Origin of the sequence: Streptomyces sp. NPDC093085, assembly GCF_040683935.1 — a bacterium.
GTDB lineage: Bacteria > Actinomycetota > Actinomycetes > Streptomycetales > Streptomycetaceae > Streptomyces.
In genome coordinates this window covers 339,146-357,544 of the sequence record NZ_JBFBFB010000006.1, presented here as the reverse complement: position 1 = coordinate 357,544, position 18,399 = coordinate 339,146, and the positions used below count along the sequence as shown (strand labels likewise).

Here is an 18,399-nt window from a genome sequence, read left to right as displayed (position 1 = left end):
CATCCGATCAGAACCGAGGTGTACGCCATGGTGGCCCCGCCGGACAACGACGTGCTCTGGGCGCGTTCCCTGACCTACTCCCACAACGGATCCCCCGCCCTCGACAACGTTTCGCTCGGCGTGCGCGAGGGCGAGATCCTCGCCGTGAACGGCCTGCGCGGCAGCGGTAAGACGACGCTGCTCCAATGCCTGTCGGGGCAGTTGGTCCCGCAGGAGGGCGAGGTCTGGTTCGACAGCTCGCCGGTGCACACCATGAGCCCGTTGCTGCGCGAACGGCTGCGCCGTGACCGCTTCGGCTGGATCGGGCCCGAGCCGGCCCTCGTACCCGAGCTGACGTCCTGGGAGAACGCCGCGCTGCCCCTGCTGATGCGCGGTACGCCGCACCGTGCCGCCAAGTCCGCCGCCTTGGAGTGGCTGGAACGCCTCGATATCGGTGCCTGCGCCCGCAAACGGCCGTACGCCCTCTTCCGCTCCCAGCAGCAGCGCGTCGCCGTCGCACGCGCCCTGGTCACCGAACCCTCGGTCGTCTTCGCCGACGAGCCGACGGCACCCCTGCACCGCAAGGACCGGGCACAGGTTCTGCGTACGTTGACCACTGCGGCGCGTTCACACCGGATCACCGTCGTCCTGGCCACTCTGGACGCGGAGGTCGCGACGCTCGCCGACCGTACGGTCACCCTGGTGGACGGCCGACGCGACACAGCGTCGCGCTCGCCCGAGGCGGAAGGCCAGGCCGCGTGCTCGCTCTCCGTCTAGGCCGCGGCACTCACCCCCTGGTCCAGTTCCGGCGACTGCTGGTCGCCGCGGCGTCGGCGGGTGTCGGTTTCCTCTTGCTGTGCACACTCGGCGGGGCGATGGGTCACCCGGCGGGGGCGATGGGCCGGCTCATCTGGTGTCTGATCCCGCTCGCGGCGACGGTGCAGTTCGCCGTCGCCGTGGCGCGCGCCGACCCGCGTACCCGCTCGCGTCGCGGCCTGTCGGCTGTGGGCCTCGGCCCGGCGCGGCTCACCGCCCTGGCGGCGACGTCGACGGCGATCTCCTGCACCCTGGGCAGCGCGCTGGCGCTGCTGTTCTTCCTGCATTTGCGCGGCGATCTGACGGGCATGCCGTTCGACGGCGAGGCGGCCGACCTGCTCGCCACCGGCCAACCGCTGCCGCTCGGCGCGGCCCTGACGCTGCTGGCCGCCGCCCCGGTCCTGGCCACCGTGGCGACGGCCTTCGCTCTCCGCAGAAGGGGATACGCCGAGGCGAGGGCCACAGGCGCCGTACGGGCCCCGGCACGGGGCCGGATGCGGGCGACCACGGGAACCACGATGGCAGGGGACGGTGGCGGCGCGGAGACACCTTCCGCGGCTCTCTCGGCGCCAGCGGCACCGGAGATGGACGACGGGGGCTCCACCGCCGAGGGCCCCGTAGCAGTCCGTACTGCCGTCTCCGCGCCCACCGCTCCCGCCCCGAAGCCCGTCCACACGCCCGTGGCAGCACCGCATCCCTCGCCGGCACCGACGGGGCTGCCCTGGGGCGTCGCGCTCGTCGCGGCCGGCCTCGCGGTGGAGACGTACGCGAGCCGGGGTGGGGGCGACTCCGCGCTGGCGCTGCCCGGCCCCTTGGGCAGCAGCCCGACGGGGGTCCTGGTCGGCTGGGCACTGACCGCCGTGGGGCTGACGCTGGCCGGGCCCGGCATCATGTACCTGTGCGGCTGGCTGCTTCAGGTCGTACGTCCCGGAGCGCTCCGTCTGCTGGCGGGGCGGACCCTGATGGCGGAGTCGCGGCGTATCGGTCACCCTCTGGGCGTGCTGTGCGCCGTACTCTCGGGCACGTTCGCCGCAGTGTCCTTGTACGGCCCCACGGACGAGCGCCCGTTCGGTCCGCTCACTGCGCTCGGCACCGCTCTGGTCATCGGTTGCACTGCGGCCACGGTGCTGACAGCAGCCCTGGAAGCGCGGCAGACCCGACTGGCCACCACCGAGAACCTGCGCGTCACCGGCGCTCCGGCGACGCTGCTGCGCACAGCGACGGTGCTCAGAACAGTCACCGTGGTAGCCGTCTTCACTGCCCTGACATGGGGCGTGGCAACGCTGGCCGCGATCCCGCTCACCGCGTAGGTACGGGGCGAGGCCACGGGCCCTCGCCCCGTTGCATCCCCGCCCACGGCCCCACGGCGCGCAGCCGCGCTTCGTGGGGCCGCCCCGTACGTCGCCGACTCGTCGACCTTCCGGCGCTACCGCTCCATCAGGGGCTGCCTCAAGGGGACGCCGTTGCGCCCCGTACGGGGCGTGCGGGGCGCTCCGTACGTTCGTCCAGGACCACTACATCCTCGGCTTCGAAGACGACGCCCACCGTCGCGCCCTCCGCCGGGGCGGCGTACAGGCCGCATTCGGCCTCCAGGGGCGGTACGTCGCCAGGGCAGTCGGGACGCAGCAGGACGGCGACGCGGCTGCCCCGGAATGTGCGGGCCTCCACGGTGCAGCGCAGCCCCTGGGCGGCGTCGACGAGGCGTACCCCGCCGGGTCGTACCAGGAGAGACTGTTCGCCCGTCGCGGAGCCTTCCGGTACGGGGATCTCGCCCCAGGGAGTGTCGGCGGCCCCATCGCTCACCGTCGCGGGTACGACATTGTCGAAGCCGAGGAATCGCGCGACGAAGGCGGAGGCGGGGCGCTGCCAGACTTCCAGCGGTGTGCCGTTCTGCGCGATCCGGCCTTCGCGCATCACCACGACGCGGTCGGCGAGCGCGAATGCCTCGCCCTGGTCGTGGGTGACGGCGAGCACGGTCGTACCCAGTCGTCCGAAGAGGCCGCGCAGTTCGACCACGAGGCGCTCGCGCAGGCTCCGGTCCAACTGGCCGAGCGGCTCGTCCAGCATCAGCAGCCGAGGCCGGGGCGCGAGCGCCCTCGCCAGGGCGACCCGTTGTTGTTCGCCGCCGGAGAGCGTGGTGACGGCGCGGTGTCCGGCGCCCGGGAGGCCGACGAGTTCGAGCAGTTCCTCGACGCGTCGCGCCTGCTCGTCGCGTGACCCACCGTGCATCCGCAGGCCGAAGGCCACGTTCCCCGCCACGTCGCGCTGGGGAAAGAGCTGGTGATCCTGGAACATCAGGCCGACGCCACGCCGGTGCACGGGTACGTACGACAGGTCGGTGCCGTCGAGGGTCACGCGCCCAGCGTCCGTGGCCTGGAGGCCCGCCACGACACGCAGCAGTGTCGACTTGCCACTGCCGCTCGGCCCGAGCACACAGACGATCTCGTGTTCGGCAACTTCCAGGTCCACCGCGTCGAGGGCCGCGCGCGGCACGGTGCCCGCGCGCGTGCCCGTACCGAACCGCACGGTCACGTCGGAGAGGGTCAGCAGGGGCATCAGAACTCTCCCGAGCGGTCGGTACGGATACGTTCGAGCGCCAGCAGCGACACGGCGCACACCACCATCAGGACGGTGGACAGTGCCATCGCCTGCCCGTAGTTGAGTTCGCCCGGCCGGCCCAGCAGCCGTGCCACCGCGACCGGGAGCGTCGGCCGGTCGGGGCGTGCGATGAACACTGTCGCGCCGAACTCGCCGAGCGATACGGCGAAGGCGAACCCCGCCGCAACCAGCGCGGCGCGCCCTACCAGCGGCAGATCGACCTCGCGCCAGACGCGCAGGGGGGAGGCGCCGAGGACTGCCGCCGCCTCGCGCAGTCGGCCGTCCACCGCGCGCAGGACGGGCAGCATGGTCCGTACGACGAAGGGGACACCCACCAGCGCTTGGGCAAGCGGTACGAGGATCCAGGACGCCCGCAGGTCGAGCGGAGGCTTGTCGAGGGTGATCAGGAAGCCGAAGCCGACGGTCACGGCGGAGACACCGAGAGGCAGCATCAGGAGTGCGTCGAAGCCCCGTACGAGGCGTCCTGCGCGGCGGGTCAGCGCGGCGGCGGCGAGGCCGCCGATCACTACCGCGACGGCCGTGGCGACCAGCGCGTACCGCAGCGAGTTCCAGACGGCCTCCAGCGGCGGTACGAGGAAGGTGCCCGCGCTCGCCTCGACGGAGGCGAGCGCCCGGTAGTAGGCGAAGCCGTACCCGTCGGGGCCTTGTAGGGAGCGTTCGACGAGCACGCCCAGGGGCAGCAGGATCAGCAGCGCGACGGTCGCGAGCACACCGGCCAGCAACGCCCACTGTCCCGCTCCGCGGGGCCGGTGCGCGGTCCGTGCCGGGTCGACGAGCTTCAGCGCGGTCTCCCGCCGCCGTACGGTGCCGGCGTGTACGGCGAGGACCGCCCCGACCGCCGCGAACTGCACGAGGGTCAGTACCGCAGCGGTGGGCAGGTCGAGGAGTTGGGCGGTCTGCCGGTAGATCTCGACCTCAAGGGTGGAGAAACCGGGGCCGCCGAGAATCTGCACGACACCGAAAGAGGTGAAGGTGAAGAGAAAGACCATCAGTGCCGCGGCGGCGACGGCGGGGGCGAGCGCGGGGAGCGTCACATGCCGCCACGCCCGGAGGCGCCCCGCGCCCAGTACGCGCGCGGCTTCCTCCTGGCGCGGGTCGAGCTGTGACCACAGGCCGCCCACGGTGCGTACGACCACCGCGTAGTTGAAGAAGACATGGGCCAGCAGGATCGCCCAGACGGTGGTGTCGAGCCGTATGCCCCACATGTCGTCCAGGAGTCCACCGCGACCGAGCAGCGCCAGGAAGGCGGTACCGACGACGACGGTGGGCAGCACGAAGGGCACCGTCACGGCGGCGCGCAGGACGTGTTTCCCTGGAAAGGCGAAGCGCGCGAAGACGTATGCGCCGGGCAGGGCGATCAGCAGGGTGAGCGCCGTGGAGGCGAGTGCCTGCCATGTGGTGAACCACAGGACGCCGAGAATGTCGGGGCGGCCGAGTACGTCGCCGACGCGGCCGAACTGCCAGGCGCCGTCCATCTTGAGGCCGCGGCCGACAATCGCTGCCACCGGGTAGGCGAAGAAGACCGCGAAGAAGGCGAGGGGCGCGGCCATGAGGGCGAGGCGTACGGCGCCGCCGTGGCCGCGCCGACGTCCCCGCCACCGCTCTCTGCGCCACGAGGCGCCCCGTACGGCGCCGCGCAGGCCGCCAGCGTGCCGTACGGGGCGCCGGGCGGTCTGGTCGTCCTGTGCTGCCCCGTCGGCCTTCTCCGGGGTTACTTCACGGCGAGTGAGGACCACGACTGAATCCACTGTTCACGGTTGGCCGCGATGCGTGTGGGCGCCACGGTCTCGGGCCGCTCGACGGTCGCGCCGAACTTCGTGAACAGTTCGGGCAGTGCGACGTCCTTGACCACCGGGTTGACGAACATGTTCAGCGGCATGTCCGCCTGGAACTTCTCGCTGATCAGGAAGTCCAGCAGAGCCTTGCCCCCCGCCACGTTCTTCGCGCCGTCGAGCAGACCCGCGAACTCCGTCTGCCGGAAGCAGGTGCCGGTGGAGACACCCGTCGGGGCCTGCTGGGGCTGCGGCTTCGCGTACAGCACCTCCACAGGCGGGCTGGAGGCATAGGAGACGACCAACGGCCGGTCGCCCTTGGCCTTCTTGCCACCGGCGGAGCCGGAGAAGCTCTCGTTGTACGCCTGCTCCCAGCCGTCGACGACCAGGACGCCGTTGGCCTTCAGCTTCTTCCAGTAGTCCTGCCATCCGTCGTCCCCGTAGTGCGCGACCGTGCCCAGAAGGAAGCCGAGGCCCGGCGAGGAGGTCGCGGCGTTCTCGGTGACGAGCAGGTTCTTGTACTGGGGCTTGATCAGATCGTCGAAGGACTGCGGCGGAGTGAGCTTCTTGCCCTCGAAATACTTCTTGTCGTAGTTGACGCAGATATCGCCGCTGTCGACGGGGGTGACGCGGTTCTTCTCCTTGTCGAGTCGCGCGCTCGCGTCGACCCGGTCCAGCCCCTTCGCCTCGTACGGTACGAACAGGTCGTTGTCGAGAGCCCGAGAGAGCAGCGTGTTGTCAACGCCGAAGAAGACGTCACCCTGAGGCGCCCCCTTGGTGAGGATCTCCTTGTTGAGCGCTTCGCCGGCGTCACCGCTCTTGAGGACCTTGACGGTGTAGCCGGTCTCCTTGGTGAACTCCTTGAGCACCTCGGGGGACGTGTTGAACGAGTCATGGCTGACCAGGGTGACGGTCTTGGACTCCGTACCGCTGCCGCTTCCGCCGTCGCCGGACGGGGCGGAGGCATCGGAGCCGCCGCAGGCCGCGAGGGTGGTGATGCCGAGCGCCACGGCGATCGCGGCGTACGCCGCCTTTCTGGCACCGGTACGCGTACGGGTGGTGCTCACTGGTTTTCCTCCTGGGGGTGTCCAGGAGAAGACGCCGCCCTGCCCGGAGCACGGCAGTCGACAAGGACGGCCGGTCTCCGGGCAGGGCGCAACAGCTTGAGTGATGTCCGAACTTCCTACCCAGAATGACCTGGGCAAGGTTCAGAGGGTCTGCGACCGCTGCCCGCTCTCACGGGCACATGCCGCACTCTCAGCGCTGTAGCGCTCCCCTGCCGGAAATATGCAATACGTTTCGGGGCTAGGTTACCCCTAGGACGCGCTAGCGCTCCGTGGCGGCCAACTGTCCGCACGCACCGTCGATCTCTTGGCCACGTGTGTCACGTACGGTGACCGGCACGCCGTGCGCCGCGATGGCCTCGACGAACTTCTTCTCATCCTCCGGGCGGGACGCCGTCCACTTCGACCCTGGGGTCGGATTGAGTGGGATCAGGTTGACGTGGACCCGCCTGCCCTTGAGGAGGCGGCCGAGACGGTCGCCTCGCCACGCCTGGTCGTTGATGTCGCGGATCAGGGCGTACTCGATGGAGATGCGGCGGCCGGACTTCTCCGCGTACTCCCACGCGGCGTCCAGCACCTCCCGTACCTTCCAGCGGGTGTTGACCGGGACGAGGGTGTCGCGCAGCTCGTCGTCGGGGGCGTGCAGGGAGACCGCGAGCCGGCATTTGAAGCCCTCGTCGGCGAAGCGCAGCATCGCGGGGACCAGGCCGACCGTGGAGACGGTGATTCCTCGCTGCGAGAGCCCCAGGCCGTCCGGCTCGGGGTCGGTCAGGCGGCGGATCGCGCCGACGACACGCTTGTAGTTGGCGAGCGGCTCGCCCATGCCCATGAAGACGATGTTGGAGAGCCGCGCCGCGCCGCCGGGCACCTCGCCGTCGCGCAGGGCACGCATCCCGTCGACGATCTGGTGGACGATCTCCGCGGTGGACAGGTTGCGGTCCAGGCCGGCCTGTCCTGTCGCGCAGAAGGGGCAGTTCATGCCGCACCCTGCCTGCGACGAGATGCACATGGTGACCCGGTCCGGATAGCGCATCAGGACGGACTCGACGAGGGTGCCGTCGTGCAGCCGCCAGAGCGTCTTACGGGTCGTGTCGTCGTCGCACGAGATATGCCGTACCACCGACATCAGGTCGGGCAGCAGCTCCGTCGCGAGTTTCTGCCGCGCGGTGGCCGGGATGTCGGTCCACTGCTCGGGGTCGTGCGCGTACCGCGCGAAGTAGTGCTGCGACAGTTGCTTGGCGCGGAAGGCCTTCTCACCGATGGCGGCGACCGCCTCGCGGCGCTCGGCGGGGGTGAGGTCGGCGAGGTGCCGCGGCGGCTTCTTGGCTCCGCGGGGCGCGACGAAAGTGAGTTCTCCGGGTGCAGGCATGGTCCGTCCAGTGTCGCAGACGGTGCCCGGTGCCCCGTATGCCGATCGCGGCGGGCATACGCGAGGGGGGTACGCCGCACCGTGGCGGACGTACCCCCTTCGCCGAAACCGGCACGCGCCCCGTACGGGGCGCGCGGCGGTCCCCTTCATGCCCGGGGACCGCCACTGTCTTTCATGCCCCCACGAAGAGCACCAGGAGCAGCCAGACCACCGGCGCCGTGGGCAGCAGCGAATCGAGCCGATCCATGATGCCGCCGTGCCCCGGCAGCAGGGTGCCCATGTCCTTGATCCCGAGGTCGCGCTTGATCATGGACTCGCCGAGGTCGCCGAGTGTGGCGCTGGCCGCGACGGCGAGGCCGATCAGCAGACCCTGCCACCAGGCTCCGCCGTCGATCATGAACTCCATCAGGAGCGCGCCGGCCACCATGGCGAAGCTGACGGCGCCGCCGAGCCCCTCCCAGGTCTTGCCGGGGCTGATGCGCGGCGCGAGCTTGTGCGTGCCGAAGCGCCAGCCGACGGCGTACGCGCCGGTGTCGCTCACGACGGTCAGCACGAGGAACATCAGCACCCGCTGCGATCCGTCGCCCGCTGTGAGCATCATCGCGACGAACGTCGCGAGGAAGGGTACGTAGAACGCGGCGAAGACCCCGGCCGTGACGTCCTTGAGGTAGCCCTCGGGCGGCTCCGTCATCCGCCAGATCAGCACGGCGAGCGCGGTGAGGGCCATCGCGACCCAGGCGCCCTCCGCGCCGCGCGCGTACCCGGCGACGACCATGGCTGCGCCGCCCACGGCGAGCGGTACGAGCGGTGCCTTGATGCCCTTCTTCTCGTCGAGTCGCGAGGTCAGCTCCCACAACCCCACGACCACGGCGATCGCTATGACACCGATGAACACGGCCTTGACGATGAAGAGCGAGGCGGCGACCACCGCGCCGAGCCCGACACCGACCCCTATGGCCGCGCGCAGATCGCGGCCGGCCCGCTTCTTCGGCGGGGGCTGCGGGGGAACGGCCATGGGCTCCTGCGGCGTCTCGTCACGGAACGGGGGGCCGCCCGGTCGAGCAGCCCCCCGGTCGTCGTTGTGGTCCCCGCCGTTCGCGGGTTCGTCGGGCACGATGGGCATGGGCCGAGTCTGCGATGCGGGCTGCTCATCGTATGCGGGACCCGCCGGGGCAGCCCCCTGGTCGGTCGGTCCCCAATAACCGGCTGTCGGCGAGGCACCCCGGGAAGAGTCGTTCATCAGACTTCGAGCAGCTCGGCTTCCTTGTGCTTGAGCAGCTCGTCCACCTGCGCGACGTACTTCGCGGTGGTGTCGTCGAGCTCCTTCTCGGCGCGGCGTCCCTCGTCTTCGCCGACCTCGCCGTCCTTGATCAGCTTGTCGATGGTCTCCTTGGCCTTGCGGCGGACGGCGCGGATCGAGATCCGCGAGTCCTCGGCCTTGGTCTTGGCGACCTTGATGAACTCCTTGCGGCGGTCCTGCGTCAGCTCCGGGAAGACCACCCGGATGATGTTCCCGTCGTTGCTCGGGTTGACGCCGAGGTCGGAGTCGCGGATGGCCTGTTCGATGTTGCGCAGCGCGCTCTTGTCGAACGGGGTCACCACGGCCATGCGCGCCTCGGGCACGGCGAACGAGGCGAGCTGGTTGATCGGGGTGAGGGCACCGTAGTAGTCGGCCACGATCTTGTTGAACATCGCCGGATGCGCCCGCCCGGTGCGGATCGCGGCGAAGTCGTCTTTGGCGACCAGGACGGCCTTCTCCATCTTCTCCTCGGCCTCAAGGAGGGTCTCTTCGATCACCACTTGCTCCTGCGTGTCTTGAGTGGGTCCGGCATGCTTGCCGGCCGGCGGAACCTGCGTCGCGTCTTGTCCTGCACGGTGTCCGACCGGCAGGGCTTTGTCCATCCCCGTGCGGGGCCGCCCGGAATCAGCTCCGGGTGCCCTGGTCGCTCACGAGAGTGCCGATCTTCTCACCCTTGACGGCGCGTGCGATATTGCCTTCCTTCAGCAATTCGAAGACAAGGATCGGCAGCCGGTTGTCCTGGCACAGCGTGATAGCGGTCATGTCGGCGACGCGCAGATCGCCGGCGATGACCTCGCTGTACTCAAGTGCGTCGAACTTGACCGCGTCGGGGTTGGTCTTGGGGTCGGAGTCGTACACCCCGTCCACGCCGTTCTTCCCCATCAGCAGCGCCTGGGCGTCGATCTCCAGGGCCCGCTGGGCGGCGGTGGTGTCGGTGGAGAAGTACGGCATGCCCATACCCGCGCCGAAAATGACGACGCGGCCCTTCTCCAGATGGCGTACGGCCCTCAGTGGAATGTACGGCTCGGCGACCTGCCCCATGGTGATGGCCGTCTGGACGCGGGAGTCGATGCCTTCCTTCTCCAGGAAGTCCTGAAGCGCCAGACAGTTCATGACCGTACCGAGCATGCCCATGTAGTCGGAGCGTGCCCGGTCCATGCCGCGCTGCTGGAGTTCGGCGCCGCGGAAGAAGTTCCCGCCGCCGAGGACGACCGCGATCTGGGCGCCGTCGCGGACGACGGCGGCGATCTCGCGGGCGATGGCGTGGACGACGTCGGGGTCGACTCCCAGCGCCCCGCCGCCGGCGAACGCCTCACCGGACAGCTTCAGCATGAAGCGGCGCTTCGTGCTGTCGTCGGTCTTCTCGACGCTCTTGTCGGCCTGTTCCATGGAGATCTCCTCGTGCACATACGAAGAAGGCCATTGCCGGGGGTCCTTACGGTTCCCTGTGCGGCAATGGCCTCCTCGTCAGATCTGCGGTCGCCCGGCCGCCTACGAAGCAATGCCGTCAGGCACGCGCGAGCGACTGCCTCCGACCCTATCGGGGTCTTTGGTTGATCGCGTACGGGCTCAGATGCCGACCTTGATGCGCGAGAAGCGCGTCAGGGTGACGCCGGCCTCGTCCAGGATCTTCTGAACGGACTTCTTGTTGTCCTTGGCGAAGGCCTGCTCCAGAACGACGTTCTCCTTGAAGAAGCCGTTGACGCGACCCTCGATGATCTTCGGAAGGGCGGCCTCGGGCTTGCCCTCCTCGCGCGACGTGGCCTCGGCGACGCGGCGCTCCTTCTCGACCGTCTCGGCCGGGACCTCGTCACGGTTGAGGTACGTCGGCGCGAACGCGGCGATGTGCTGCGCGATGTCCTTGGCGACCTGGGCGTCTTCCTTGTCCAGCTGGACCAGGACACCGACCTGGGGCGGGAGGTCGGGCATGGTGCGGTGCATGTACGCCGCAACGTAGCCACCGGTGAACTGCGCGAAGCGGTCCAGGACGATTTTCTCGCCCAGGTTCGCGTTCGCCTCGTCCACGTACGCCTGGACGGTCTTGCCGGCCTCGATCTCGGAGGAGAGCAGGGTGTCCAGGTCGGCGGGGGACGTCGCGGCGACGTGCGCGGCGAGCGCGTTGGCGACGGCCTGGAACTTGTCACCCTTGGCGACGAAGTCCGTCTCGCACTTCAGCTCAAGGAGGACGCCGGAAGTCTTGTCGTCGGAGATGAGGGAGACGACAGCGCCGTTCTCGGCCGAACGGCCTTCGCGCTTGGCGACGCCCTTCTGGCCCTTGACGCGGAGCGTCTCGACAGCCTTGTCGACACTGCCGTCGGCCTCTTCCAGGGCCTTCTTGCAGTCCATCATGCCGGCGCCGGTGAGCTCGCGGAGCTTCTTGACGTCAGCGGCGGTGAAGTTCGCCATGATCTGTAATTCTCTTTCGAAGGTCTGAAAGATCTACGGGTGGACGGCGGGGACCGATGGCCCCCGCCGTCAACTGCCGAACCTGGTGAAGGTCAGGCCTGCTCGGTGCCGGCGGCCGGGGCGTCGGTGGCCGGGGCCTCGGTGGCCGGGGCGGCGGGCGCCTCGGCGGCGGCCTCGGCCGGCTTCGCGGCGTCGTCCTTCTTCTCGCCTTCGAGCAGGTCGCGCTCCCACTCGGCGAGGGGCTCGCCGGCAGCCTTCTCGCCCGGCTTCGAGTCGCCGGTGGCGACGCCGGAGCGGGCGATGAGGCCCTCGGCGACGGCGTCGGCGATCACGCGGGTCAGCAGGGTGACGGAGCGGATCGCATCGTCGTTGCCCGGGATCTTGTAGTCGACCTCGTCGGGGTCACAGTTGGTGTCGAGGATCGCGACGACCGGGATGTGGAGCTTGCGCGCCTCGCCGACGGCGATGTGCTCCTTCTTGGTGTCCACGATCCAGACGGCGCTGGGCACCTTCTGCATCTCGCGGATACCACCGAGGGTCTTCTCCAGCTTGGCCTTCTCGCGCGAGAGGACCAGCAGCTCCTTCTTGGTGAGGCCGGAGGCGGCCACGTCCTCGAAGTCGATCTGCTCAAGCTCCTTCAGACGCTGAAGGCGCTTGTAGACGGTGGAGAAGTTGGTGAGCATGCCGCCCAGCCAGCGCTGGTTGACGTAGGGCATGCCGACGCGCGTCGCCTGCTCGGCGATGGCTTCCTGCGCCTGCTTCTTCGTGCCGACGAACATGATGGAACCGCCGTGGGCGACGGTCTCCTTGACGAACTCATAGGCGCGGTCGATGTACGACAGCGACTGGAGCAGGTCGATGATGTAGATGCCGTTGCGCTCCGTGAAGATGAAACGCTTCATCTTCGGGTTCCAACGACGGGTCTGGTGACCGAAGTGGACGCCGCTTTCCAGCAGCTCCCGCATCGTGACGACGGCCATGGCCGTACTCCTTGAGATACTCGGTTGTCGCGCCCGCCGGACGGCAGTCGCGCCTGACGCCCCGAGCGCGCTGTGCCACGGAAGAGCCCGAGACCGAGAAGCGCAGGCATCGGCACGGAGAGGCCGATGACGGGGCGTGCGAAGTCGACCCGGTGACCCGGATCGCCACAAGAAGTGTACGGGACCTTCGCACCCCCGGGTGACGGCGTTATCCACAACCGGTCGGTTGTCCACAGATCCGGTTCATGATCAGCGCGGTCGGGCCGTTCTGGTCCACGGTGTATCGCATGATCACCCATCGATTCACCCGCCGTTCGCGTCTCCCGCGCCTGCTCGCCCGCGCCGGAGGACATGTCCTCAAGCCGTCCTTCACCCCTGTCCTCTCGCTGGCCATCGCGCTCGCGGTGGGGCTGCTCTGGCAGCCTCGCGCCGCCGCGGACCCGGCTGCCGACCCGGCCGGTACGCCAGCTCCCGCGCCTGCGCGCGCACCCGCCGAGCCCCCTCCCGATTCCCCGGGCGCGCCCCCGCCGCCCGATCTCCCCGACGCACGCCGGTCCTGGCCGGTGGGTACGCGGCCCACGGTGCTGCGCGGCTGGCAGCCGCCCGCGACGGAGTACGGGCCGGGGCATCGGGGCGTGGACCTCGCGGCGCCCGCGGGTGCGCCGGTACGGGCCGCCGCGTCGGGGCAGGTCTCCTTCGCGGGCCCGGTGGCGGGGCGCGGGGTCGTCTCGATCACCCTGCCCGGCACCGGCGACCCTCCGCTGCGTACCACCTACGAGCCGGTGGAACCGCTGGTCAGGAAGGGTGAGCAGGTCGTTGCCGGCCAAGTCGTCGCGATGTTGTCGGCCGGCCCTTCACACTGCCCGACGACCTGTCTGCACTGGGGGCTGCTCCGGGGCAGGACGTATCTGGATCCGCTGTCGCTCCTGCCGCCCGCCCTGCTGCGCCGGGGCCCGGCCCGGCTGCTGCCGGTGTTCGGGGTGTCGGAACCGCGGGAGCCGGCCGTATCCCGGGGCGCGACCGGTCGCCTCGGGCATCCGCCCGGCCCGCCGCGGCCTGCGGGGCCGGTGCCGTTGGCCACGGTTCCGGCCGGGCGCCAGGGTGTCTCGTACGGGGTGTTCGGGTGGTACGCGCTGGTGCTGCTGGCGGTGGCGGCCTGGGCCCACCGGGCGGGGCGGCGCCGGGGTCAGCCCCGTACGCCGCGCAGCGCCATGGAGACGGCCGCCTCGGCGATCTCCGGGGGCGCCTCGGCCGCGCCCAGTTCGATGCGGCGGACCGCCGCGTCCACCACGCCCTGGAGCAGCATGGCGGCGAGCCGGGGCTGCTCGTGGCCCAGCTCGGCGAGGGCTTCGACGATCATGGCGATGAGGCCGCCGTGCGCGGCGCGGATCTTCTCGCGGGCACCGGCGTCCAGCTCGCTCGCGGAGATCGCGACGACCGCGCGATGGCGCCGGTCGCCGACCAGGGCGAGCTGCTGCCGTACGTACGCCTCCACCTTGGCCTCGGCGGTGTCCGCGTCCGCCATGGCCGCCTCGACCTCGGCTGCCCAGACCGGGAAGTCGACCGCGCACAGTTCCTCGACCACGGCGGCGCGCGAGCGGAAGTATTCGTAGACCGAGGACCTGGCGAGTCCCGTGCGCTCGGCGAGGGCGGGGAAGGTCAGCGCCTCCGTACCGCCTTCGGACAGGAGGGAGCGCGCCGCGTCCAGCAGGGCGCCGCGTTGCATGGTCCGGTGCTCGGCCACGGAGGCCGCTCGAATCCTGGGCACGCCTCCACTTTACGGATGCGGTCGCCGCGGCACAGTGTCAGCGTCCGACGTCGGCCAGCTTGGCCCGCAACTGGAGCACGGACTTTGTGTGGATCTGGCTGACCCGGCTCTCGGTGACTCCGAGCACGTTGCCGATCTCCGCGAGGGTCAGGCCCTCGTAGTAGTAGAGCGTGACCACGGTCTTCTCCCGGTCGGGGAGGGTGTTGATGGCGCGGGCGAGCAGCCGCCTCAGCTCACGGTCCTCGGCGACCTCCACCGGGTTGTCCGCAGCGGTGTCCTCCAGGGTGTCCATCAGGCTGAGCCGCTCGCCGCCCTCGCCGCCGACATGGAGCAGTTCCTCCAGCGCCACGACGTTCGCGAGGGACAACTGGCTGAAAACCGAGTGCAGTTCCTCCAGGGCGATACCCATCTCCGTGGCCACCTCGCCCTCGGAGGGGGTGCGTCTGAGCTGGGCTTCCAGGGTGGCGTAGGCACGCTCGACGGCGCGCGCCTTCTGCCGTACGGAGCGCGGGATCCAGTCCAGCGCCCGGAGCTCGTCGATCATGGCCCCGCGGATCCGGGTGATCGCGTAGGTCTCGAACTTGATCGACCGCGCGATGTCGAACTTCTCGATCGCGTCGATGAGCCCGAAGACCCCGGAAGAGACGAAGTCCGCCTGCTCGACGTTGGCGGGCAGGCCCACGCTGACCCGGCCGGCGACATATTTCACCAGCGGCGAGTAGTGCAGGATCAACTGCTCGCGCAGCCGGCCGTCCCCTGTGGTCTTGTAGGTCCGCCACAGCTCGTCGAGTGACGAGGGCGCGGGGGAACGCACGGCGCTCCGGGCGGCGGGGGGCGCTGCCGCGCGGTCAGACCCGGAGATGTGCTGGGGCATACGTCGCCTTGAGCCGTTCTGCCGTGAAGTGCGGGGGATGTCTCCTTGGACCGGAGTCCAGGTGAGCGTAGCGTGACTGAGGCGTCGCGCTGCGCGAGGGGCGGGCGCCGGGCCCCGCCCCGGTGAATGCCGTCGGCCACGTATTCGATCGTGCTCGGGGTCCGCCAGGCCCTGTCCGGCCGCCGGCCCTGCGGGGATCGCCACAGGTGGAACGGGGGGCGTCCGCCTCACCTTTTCACCCGATTGCCCCAGGTCGAGCGCCGCCTCGCCGAGCGCTGGTCTCCGCTCTGGTCCGGGCGGCCAACTGCCATCGGTCGCCGCGCCGTTCGACGTACCCCAACGAGTGCAGTTCGTACAGCTTGCCGAGCGCTTCGTCCTCGCCGGCCCCGGCGTCCCGCGCGATGTCGAGCCGGTCGGCGGCTCCTCGGGACGGCAGGGCCTCCAGGATCCGCGCGCTCAGTGGATCGAGCAGGTCTCTGGGGAGTACGGGGCCCTTGCGCGCGGGGGCCAGCTCCCCGATGTCCCCGACGAGTTCGGCGACCTCCGCGGCGTCCGTGACCAGCGTCCCTTCCCCGCGCAGCAGTTCGTGCACGCCGGCCGAGAGTCCGCTGGTGACGGGGCCCGGGACGCCCATCGTGTAACGGCCGAGCCGCCGGGCGCAGCGGGCGGTGACCAGGGATCCACTGCGGTACTCGGCCTCCACCACGACGGTGCCCCTGGTGAGGGCGGCGATGACGCGGTTGCGCAGCACGAATCTGCTGCGGGTGGGGTGGTCGCCCGGTGGCAGTTCGCCGACGACCAGGCCCTGTTCGACGATCCGGCCGACCAGTTCGGCGTGGCCCGGCGGATACACCACGTCGACGCCGCAGGCGAGTACGGCCACGGTCGCCCCACCGGCTGCCAGGGCGCCCCGGTGGGCCGCTCCGTCGACACCGAACGCGGCCCCCGAGGTGACCACCCAGCCGCGCTCGGCGAGACCGGAGCCGAGGCTCGCCGCCATATGTGCCCCGTACGGAGTACACGCCCGCGCGCCGACGACGGCGACGGAGCGCAGGGACCAGATGCGCAGATCCGGTCCGCCGCGGACCCACAGACCGATGGGCCGGGCCGTACCGAGGTCGTCTAGCTGGCTCGGCCATTCCGCGTCACCGGGGCAGACGAATCGGCCGCCGATCCCGGTGATCGCCGCCAGGTCCCGCTCGGGTACGGCCCGCCGGGCCCGGGCCCGGTAGCTGTCGAGCCGCCGTTCGGTGGCTCCGGCGAGGCGGCCACGTACCTCGTCGGCGGAGTCGGCCGGCGCGGCGAGCAGTTCCAGCAGGGCGACGGCACCGCAGGTGTGCAGCCACCGGCCGCCCTGTTCGTCACCTGGTTCGAGGATCCGGGTGAGGGCGGCGCGCGCCCGGCGTTCCTCGGGGCCGACGGGGGTCATGAGAGGGCTCCTGCCGCGGCCCGGGCGCCGTGCGCGATGCCGGTGCGCAGTTCCAGGGCGAGGTCCACGTGGTGGGCCTGTGGCAGATCGCTCCCGGCGAGGTCGGCGACCGTCCAGGCCACTCTCAGGACCCGGTCGACGCCCCGTGCGGTGAGCAGCCCGCGCTCCAGGTCCCGTTCGGCGGCCGCGAGGGCACCGGGGGCGACGGACCAGCGGGTGCGCAGCTCATGACCGGGGACCTGGCTGTTGACGGCCCAGGGAGTGCCGGACAGCCGGGCGGCGGAGCGGGCCCTGGCCTCCCGTACCCGCGCGGCGACCACCTCCGTGGACTCGCCCCGGTCCCCCTGTCCCAGCAGGTCGGCGCGGCCGACGGGCTGAACGTCCACGCGCAGGTCGACCCGGTCGAGCAGGGGCCCGGAGAGCCGTGACTGATAGCGGCGGATCACCGAGGGCGGGCACTCGCATCCCGCACCGTTCACGGTGTGCCGTCCGCAGGGGCAGGGGTTGGCGGCGAGGACCATCAGGAACCGGGCCGGCAGCCGGACCACCCCCGCGCTGCGCGCCACCACGACATGTCCGGATTCGAGAGGCTGGCGCAGCGCGTCGAGTGCCCGTCCGGAGAATTCGGGCGCTTCGTCCAGAAAGAGAATTCCGCGGTGGGCCAGCGAGACCGCGCCGGGACGTGGCAGCCCGTTACCGCCGCCGACCAGTGACTGCATGGTCGCCGAGTGGTGGGGCGCGCAGTACGGCGCCGTGTGGACCAGGGGTTCGCCGGGCGGCAGGATGCCGGCGACCGAGTGGATGGCGGTGACCTCCAGGGATTCCTGTGCGGTCAGCGGGGGCAGTACGGCGGGGAGCCGCTCGGCCAGCATGGTCTTGCCCGCGCCCGGCGGCCCCTGGAGCAGCAGGTGGTGTCCGCCCGCCGCGGCCACCTCCAGCGCTGTACGGGCGGCGGTCTGGCCGGCCACGTCCGCGAGGTCGGGCCGGTGTCCGTCGGCCGTGGTGCGCGTGGCGAGCCCGGTGCCCACCCCGGCTCCGGGCACCATCAGCCCCGCCAGCATGGCGTCAGGACGGCCCTGGAGCGGTTCCTGCGGCTCTTCCGGAACGGCCTCGCCGGTGAGGACCGCGATGAGTTGGCGCAGGCTCCGTACGCCGAGGACGGAGACTCCGGGCACGAGGGAGGCCTCGCCCGCGGTCCGCTCGGGGACGACGACCTGCCGGTACCCGGCCTCGGCAGCCGCGAGCACCGCGGGGAGCACTCCGCGCACCGGCCGGACCCGTCCGTCCAGGCCCAGCTCCCCGATGAGCACCAGGTCGGCGATGGCCTGTGGATCGATGCGCTCGGCGGCGCCGAGGACGGAGCAGGCCACCGCGAGATCGAAGCCGCTGCCGCTCTTGGGTACGGAGGCGGGGCTGAGGCCCACCGTGAGTTTCTTCTGCGGCCACTCGCCGCCGGAGTTGACGATGGCCGCCCTGACCCGGTCACGGCTCTCGACCAGGCTCTTGTCGGGCAGGCCGACGAGGGTGAAGGCCGCCACCCCGGGCTCCAGGTCGGCCTGGACCTCGACGACCACTCCCTCGACGCCCACCAGGGCGACCGAGCACGTACGCGCGAACCCCATCAGGCCACCCCCCGCGCGTGCTCGACCTCGGGGGCGCCGCGCCGGGGCACCACCACGCCGATCAGGTCGATCCGTACGCCACCGGGCGGCGGGCCGCCGTACCGCTCCAGCCAGCAGCCGGCGAGCCGCCTGAGCCGGTCGGCCTTCTCCGGCGTGACCGCGGCCATCGGGTGTTCGAACGAGCCCACCCTGCGGGTCTTCACCTCGCAGACGACCAGCGTCTCCCGGCCCCGCGCGTCCCTGTCCCGGGCGACGATGTCGATCTCGCCCGTCCTGCCGCACCGCCAGTTGCGGGCGAGCACGGTCATGCCCGCCGCGACCAGCCGTCGCGCCGCCAGATTCTCGCCGTACTTTCCGAGTGCCCCCGTCGCGTTCATGTCGGCACCACCTCCGGCACCGAC

The 18,399-nt window shown here is 70.9% G+C and carries 16 protein-coding genes, 1 pseudogene and 1 riboswitch; of the genes and pseudogenes, 3 read left to right on the top strand and 14 right to left on the bottom strand.

Annotated features, from left to right (window positions below; all coding sequences use genetic code 11):
* The first annotated feature begins 27 nt into the window (after positions 1–27).
* Positions 28–756, top strand: coding sequence for an ATP-binding cassette domain-containing protein (locus tag AB0O07_RS20345; RefSeq protein WP_365635090.1), 729 nt, complete (start codon positions 28–30; stop codon positions 754–756).
* Positions 738–2,105 (top strand): hypothetical protein, encoded by a 1,368-nt coding sequence (locus AB0O07_RS20340; RefSeq protein ID WP_365635087.1) that lies wholly within the window; start codon positions 738–740, stop codon positions 2,103–2,105. The genes AB0O07_RS20345 and AB0O07_RS20340 overlap by 19 nt, the downstream gene beginning before the upstream one ends.
* A 139-nt stretch (positions 2,106–2,244) precedes the next feature.
* On the opposite strand, the gene AB0O07_RS20335 is transcribed toward AB0O07_RS20340, so the two are convergent.
* The 9 genes from AB0O07_RS20335 to rpsB all read right to left on the bottom strand — a co-directional run bounded on the left by AB0O07_RS20335 (position 2,245) and on the right by rpsB (position 12,305).
* Entirely contained in the window at positions 2,245–3,351 is a 1,107-nt protein-coding gene (locus AB0O07_RS20335) for an ABC transporter ATP-binding protein (protein WP_365635084.1), read from the bottom strand.
* A complete protein-coding gene (locus tag AB0O07_RS20330) occupies positions 3,351–4,964 on the bottom strand; it encodes an iron ABC transporter permease (RefSeq protein ID WP_365635319.1) in 1,614 nt (537 codons plus the stop codon). Before AB0O07_RS20330 ends, AB0O07_RS20335 begins: the two co-directional genes overlap by 1 nt.
* A 161-nt stretch (positions 4,965–5,125) precedes the next feature.
* On the bottom strand, positions 5,126–6,253 hold the full coding sequence (locus AB0O07_RS20325) for a thiamine ABC transporter substrate-binding protein (RefSeq protein WP_365635082.1): 1,128 nt from the start codon (positions 6,251–6,253) through the stop codon (positions 5,126–5,128).
* A gap of 95 nt (positions 6,254–6,348) precedes the next feature.
* A riboswitch (TPP riboswitch) is annotated at positions 6,349–6,474 on the bottom strand.
* A 38-nt stretch (positions 6,475–6,512) separates the two neighbouring features.
* A complete protein-coding gene (gene rlmN, locus AB0O07_RS20320; RefSeq protein ID WP_365635079.1) occupies positions 6,513–7,619 on the bottom strand; it encodes a 23S rRNA (adenine(2503)-C(2))-methyltransferase RlmN in 1,107 nt (368 codons plus the stop codon).
* Positions 7,620–7,791: 172 nt separating this feature from the next.
* Complete coding sequence (locus tag AB0O07_RS20315; protein WP_365635076.1) at positions 7,792–8,859, bottom strand: phosphatidate cytidylyltransferase; 1,068 nt, start codon at positions 8,857–8,859, stop codon at positions 7,792–7,794.
* Entirely contained in the window at positions 8,859–9,416 is a 558-nt protein-coding gene (frr, locus tag AB0O07_RS20310) for a ribosome recycling factor (protein ID WP_351393766.1), read from the bottom strand. The genes AB0O07_RS20315 and frr overlap by 1 nt, the downstream gene beginning before the upstream one ends.
* 127 nt (positions 9,417–9,543) lie before the next feature.
* Entirely contained in the window at positions 9,544–10,308 is a 765-nt protein-coding gene (gene pyrH / locus AB0O07_RS20305; protein ID WP_365635073.1) for a UMP kinase, read from the bottom strand.
* A gap of 180 nt (positions 10,309–10,488) precedes the next feature.
* The gene (gene tsf / locus AB0O07_RS20300; RefSeq protein ID WP_365635070.1) at positions 10,489–11,325 is read right to left on the bottom strand and encodes a translation elongation factor Ts; all 837 of its coding nucleotides are present in this window, start codon (positions 11,323–11,325) and stop codon (positions 10,489–10,491) included.
* A 92-nt stretch (positions 11,326–11,417) separates the two neighbouring features.
* Entirely contained in the window at positions 11,418–12,305 is an 888-nt protein-coding gene (rpsB, locus tag AB0O07_RS20295) for a 30S ribosomal protein S2 (protein ID WP_365635067.1), read from the bottom strand.
* A gap of 392 nt (positions 12,306–12,697) precedes the next feature.
* Between rpsB and AB0O07_RS20290 the strand changes: the two are divergent.
* Positions 12,698–13,297 (top strand): annotated as a pseudogene (locus AB0O07_RS20290) (M23 family metallopeptidase); the annotation flags it as partial.
* Positions 13,298–13,491: 194 nt separating this feature from the next.
* Here AB0O07_RS20290 and AB0O07_RS20285 read toward each other — a convergent pair.
* The 5 genes from AB0O07_RS20285 to AB0O07_RS20265 all read right to left on the bottom strand — a co-directional run bounded on the left by AB0O07_RS20285 (position 13,492) and on the right by AB0O07_RS20265 (position 18,375).
* Positions 13,492–14,049 (bottom strand): helix-turn-helix domain-containing protein, encoded by a 558-nt coding sequence (locus AB0O07_RS20285; RefSeq protein ID WP_365635317.1) that lies wholly within the window; start codon positions 14,047–14,049, stop codon positions 13,492–13,494.
* 61 nt (positions 14,050–14,110) lie between these two features.
* Positions 14,111–14,947, bottom strand: coding sequence for an RNA polymerase sigma factor WhiG (whiG, locus tag AB0O07_RS20280; protein WP_365635064.1), 837 nt, complete (start codon positions 14,945–14,947; stop codon positions 14,111–14,113).
* 235 nt (positions 14,948–15,182) lie between these two features.
* Positions 15,183–16,376 carry a DNA-processing protein DprA gene (dprA, locus tag AB0O07_RS20275; protein WP_365635061.1) on the bottom strand — a complete coding sequence of 398 codons (1,194 nt, stop codon included), beginning with the start codon at positions 16,374–16,376 and terminating at the stop codon, positions 15,183–15,185.
* The gene (locus tag AB0O07_RS20270) at positions 16,373–17,998 is read right to left on the bottom strand and encodes a YifB family Mg chelatase-like AAA ATPase (RefSeq protein WP_365635058.1); all 1,626 of its coding nucleotides are present in this window, start codon (positions 17,996–17,998) and stop codon (positions 16,373–16,375) included. Before AB0O07_RS20270 ends, dprA begins: the two co-directional genes overlap by 4 nt.
* Positions 17,998–18,375: a YraN family protein gene (locus AB0O07_RS20265; RefSeq protein ID WP_365635055.1), complete on the bottom strand. Its 378-nt coding sequence runs from the start codon at positions 18,373–18,375 to the stop codon at positions 17,998–18,000. Before AB0O07_RS20265 ends, AB0O07_RS20270 begins: the two co-directional genes overlap by 1 nt.
* Positions 18,376–18,399: the final 24 nt, after the last annotated feature.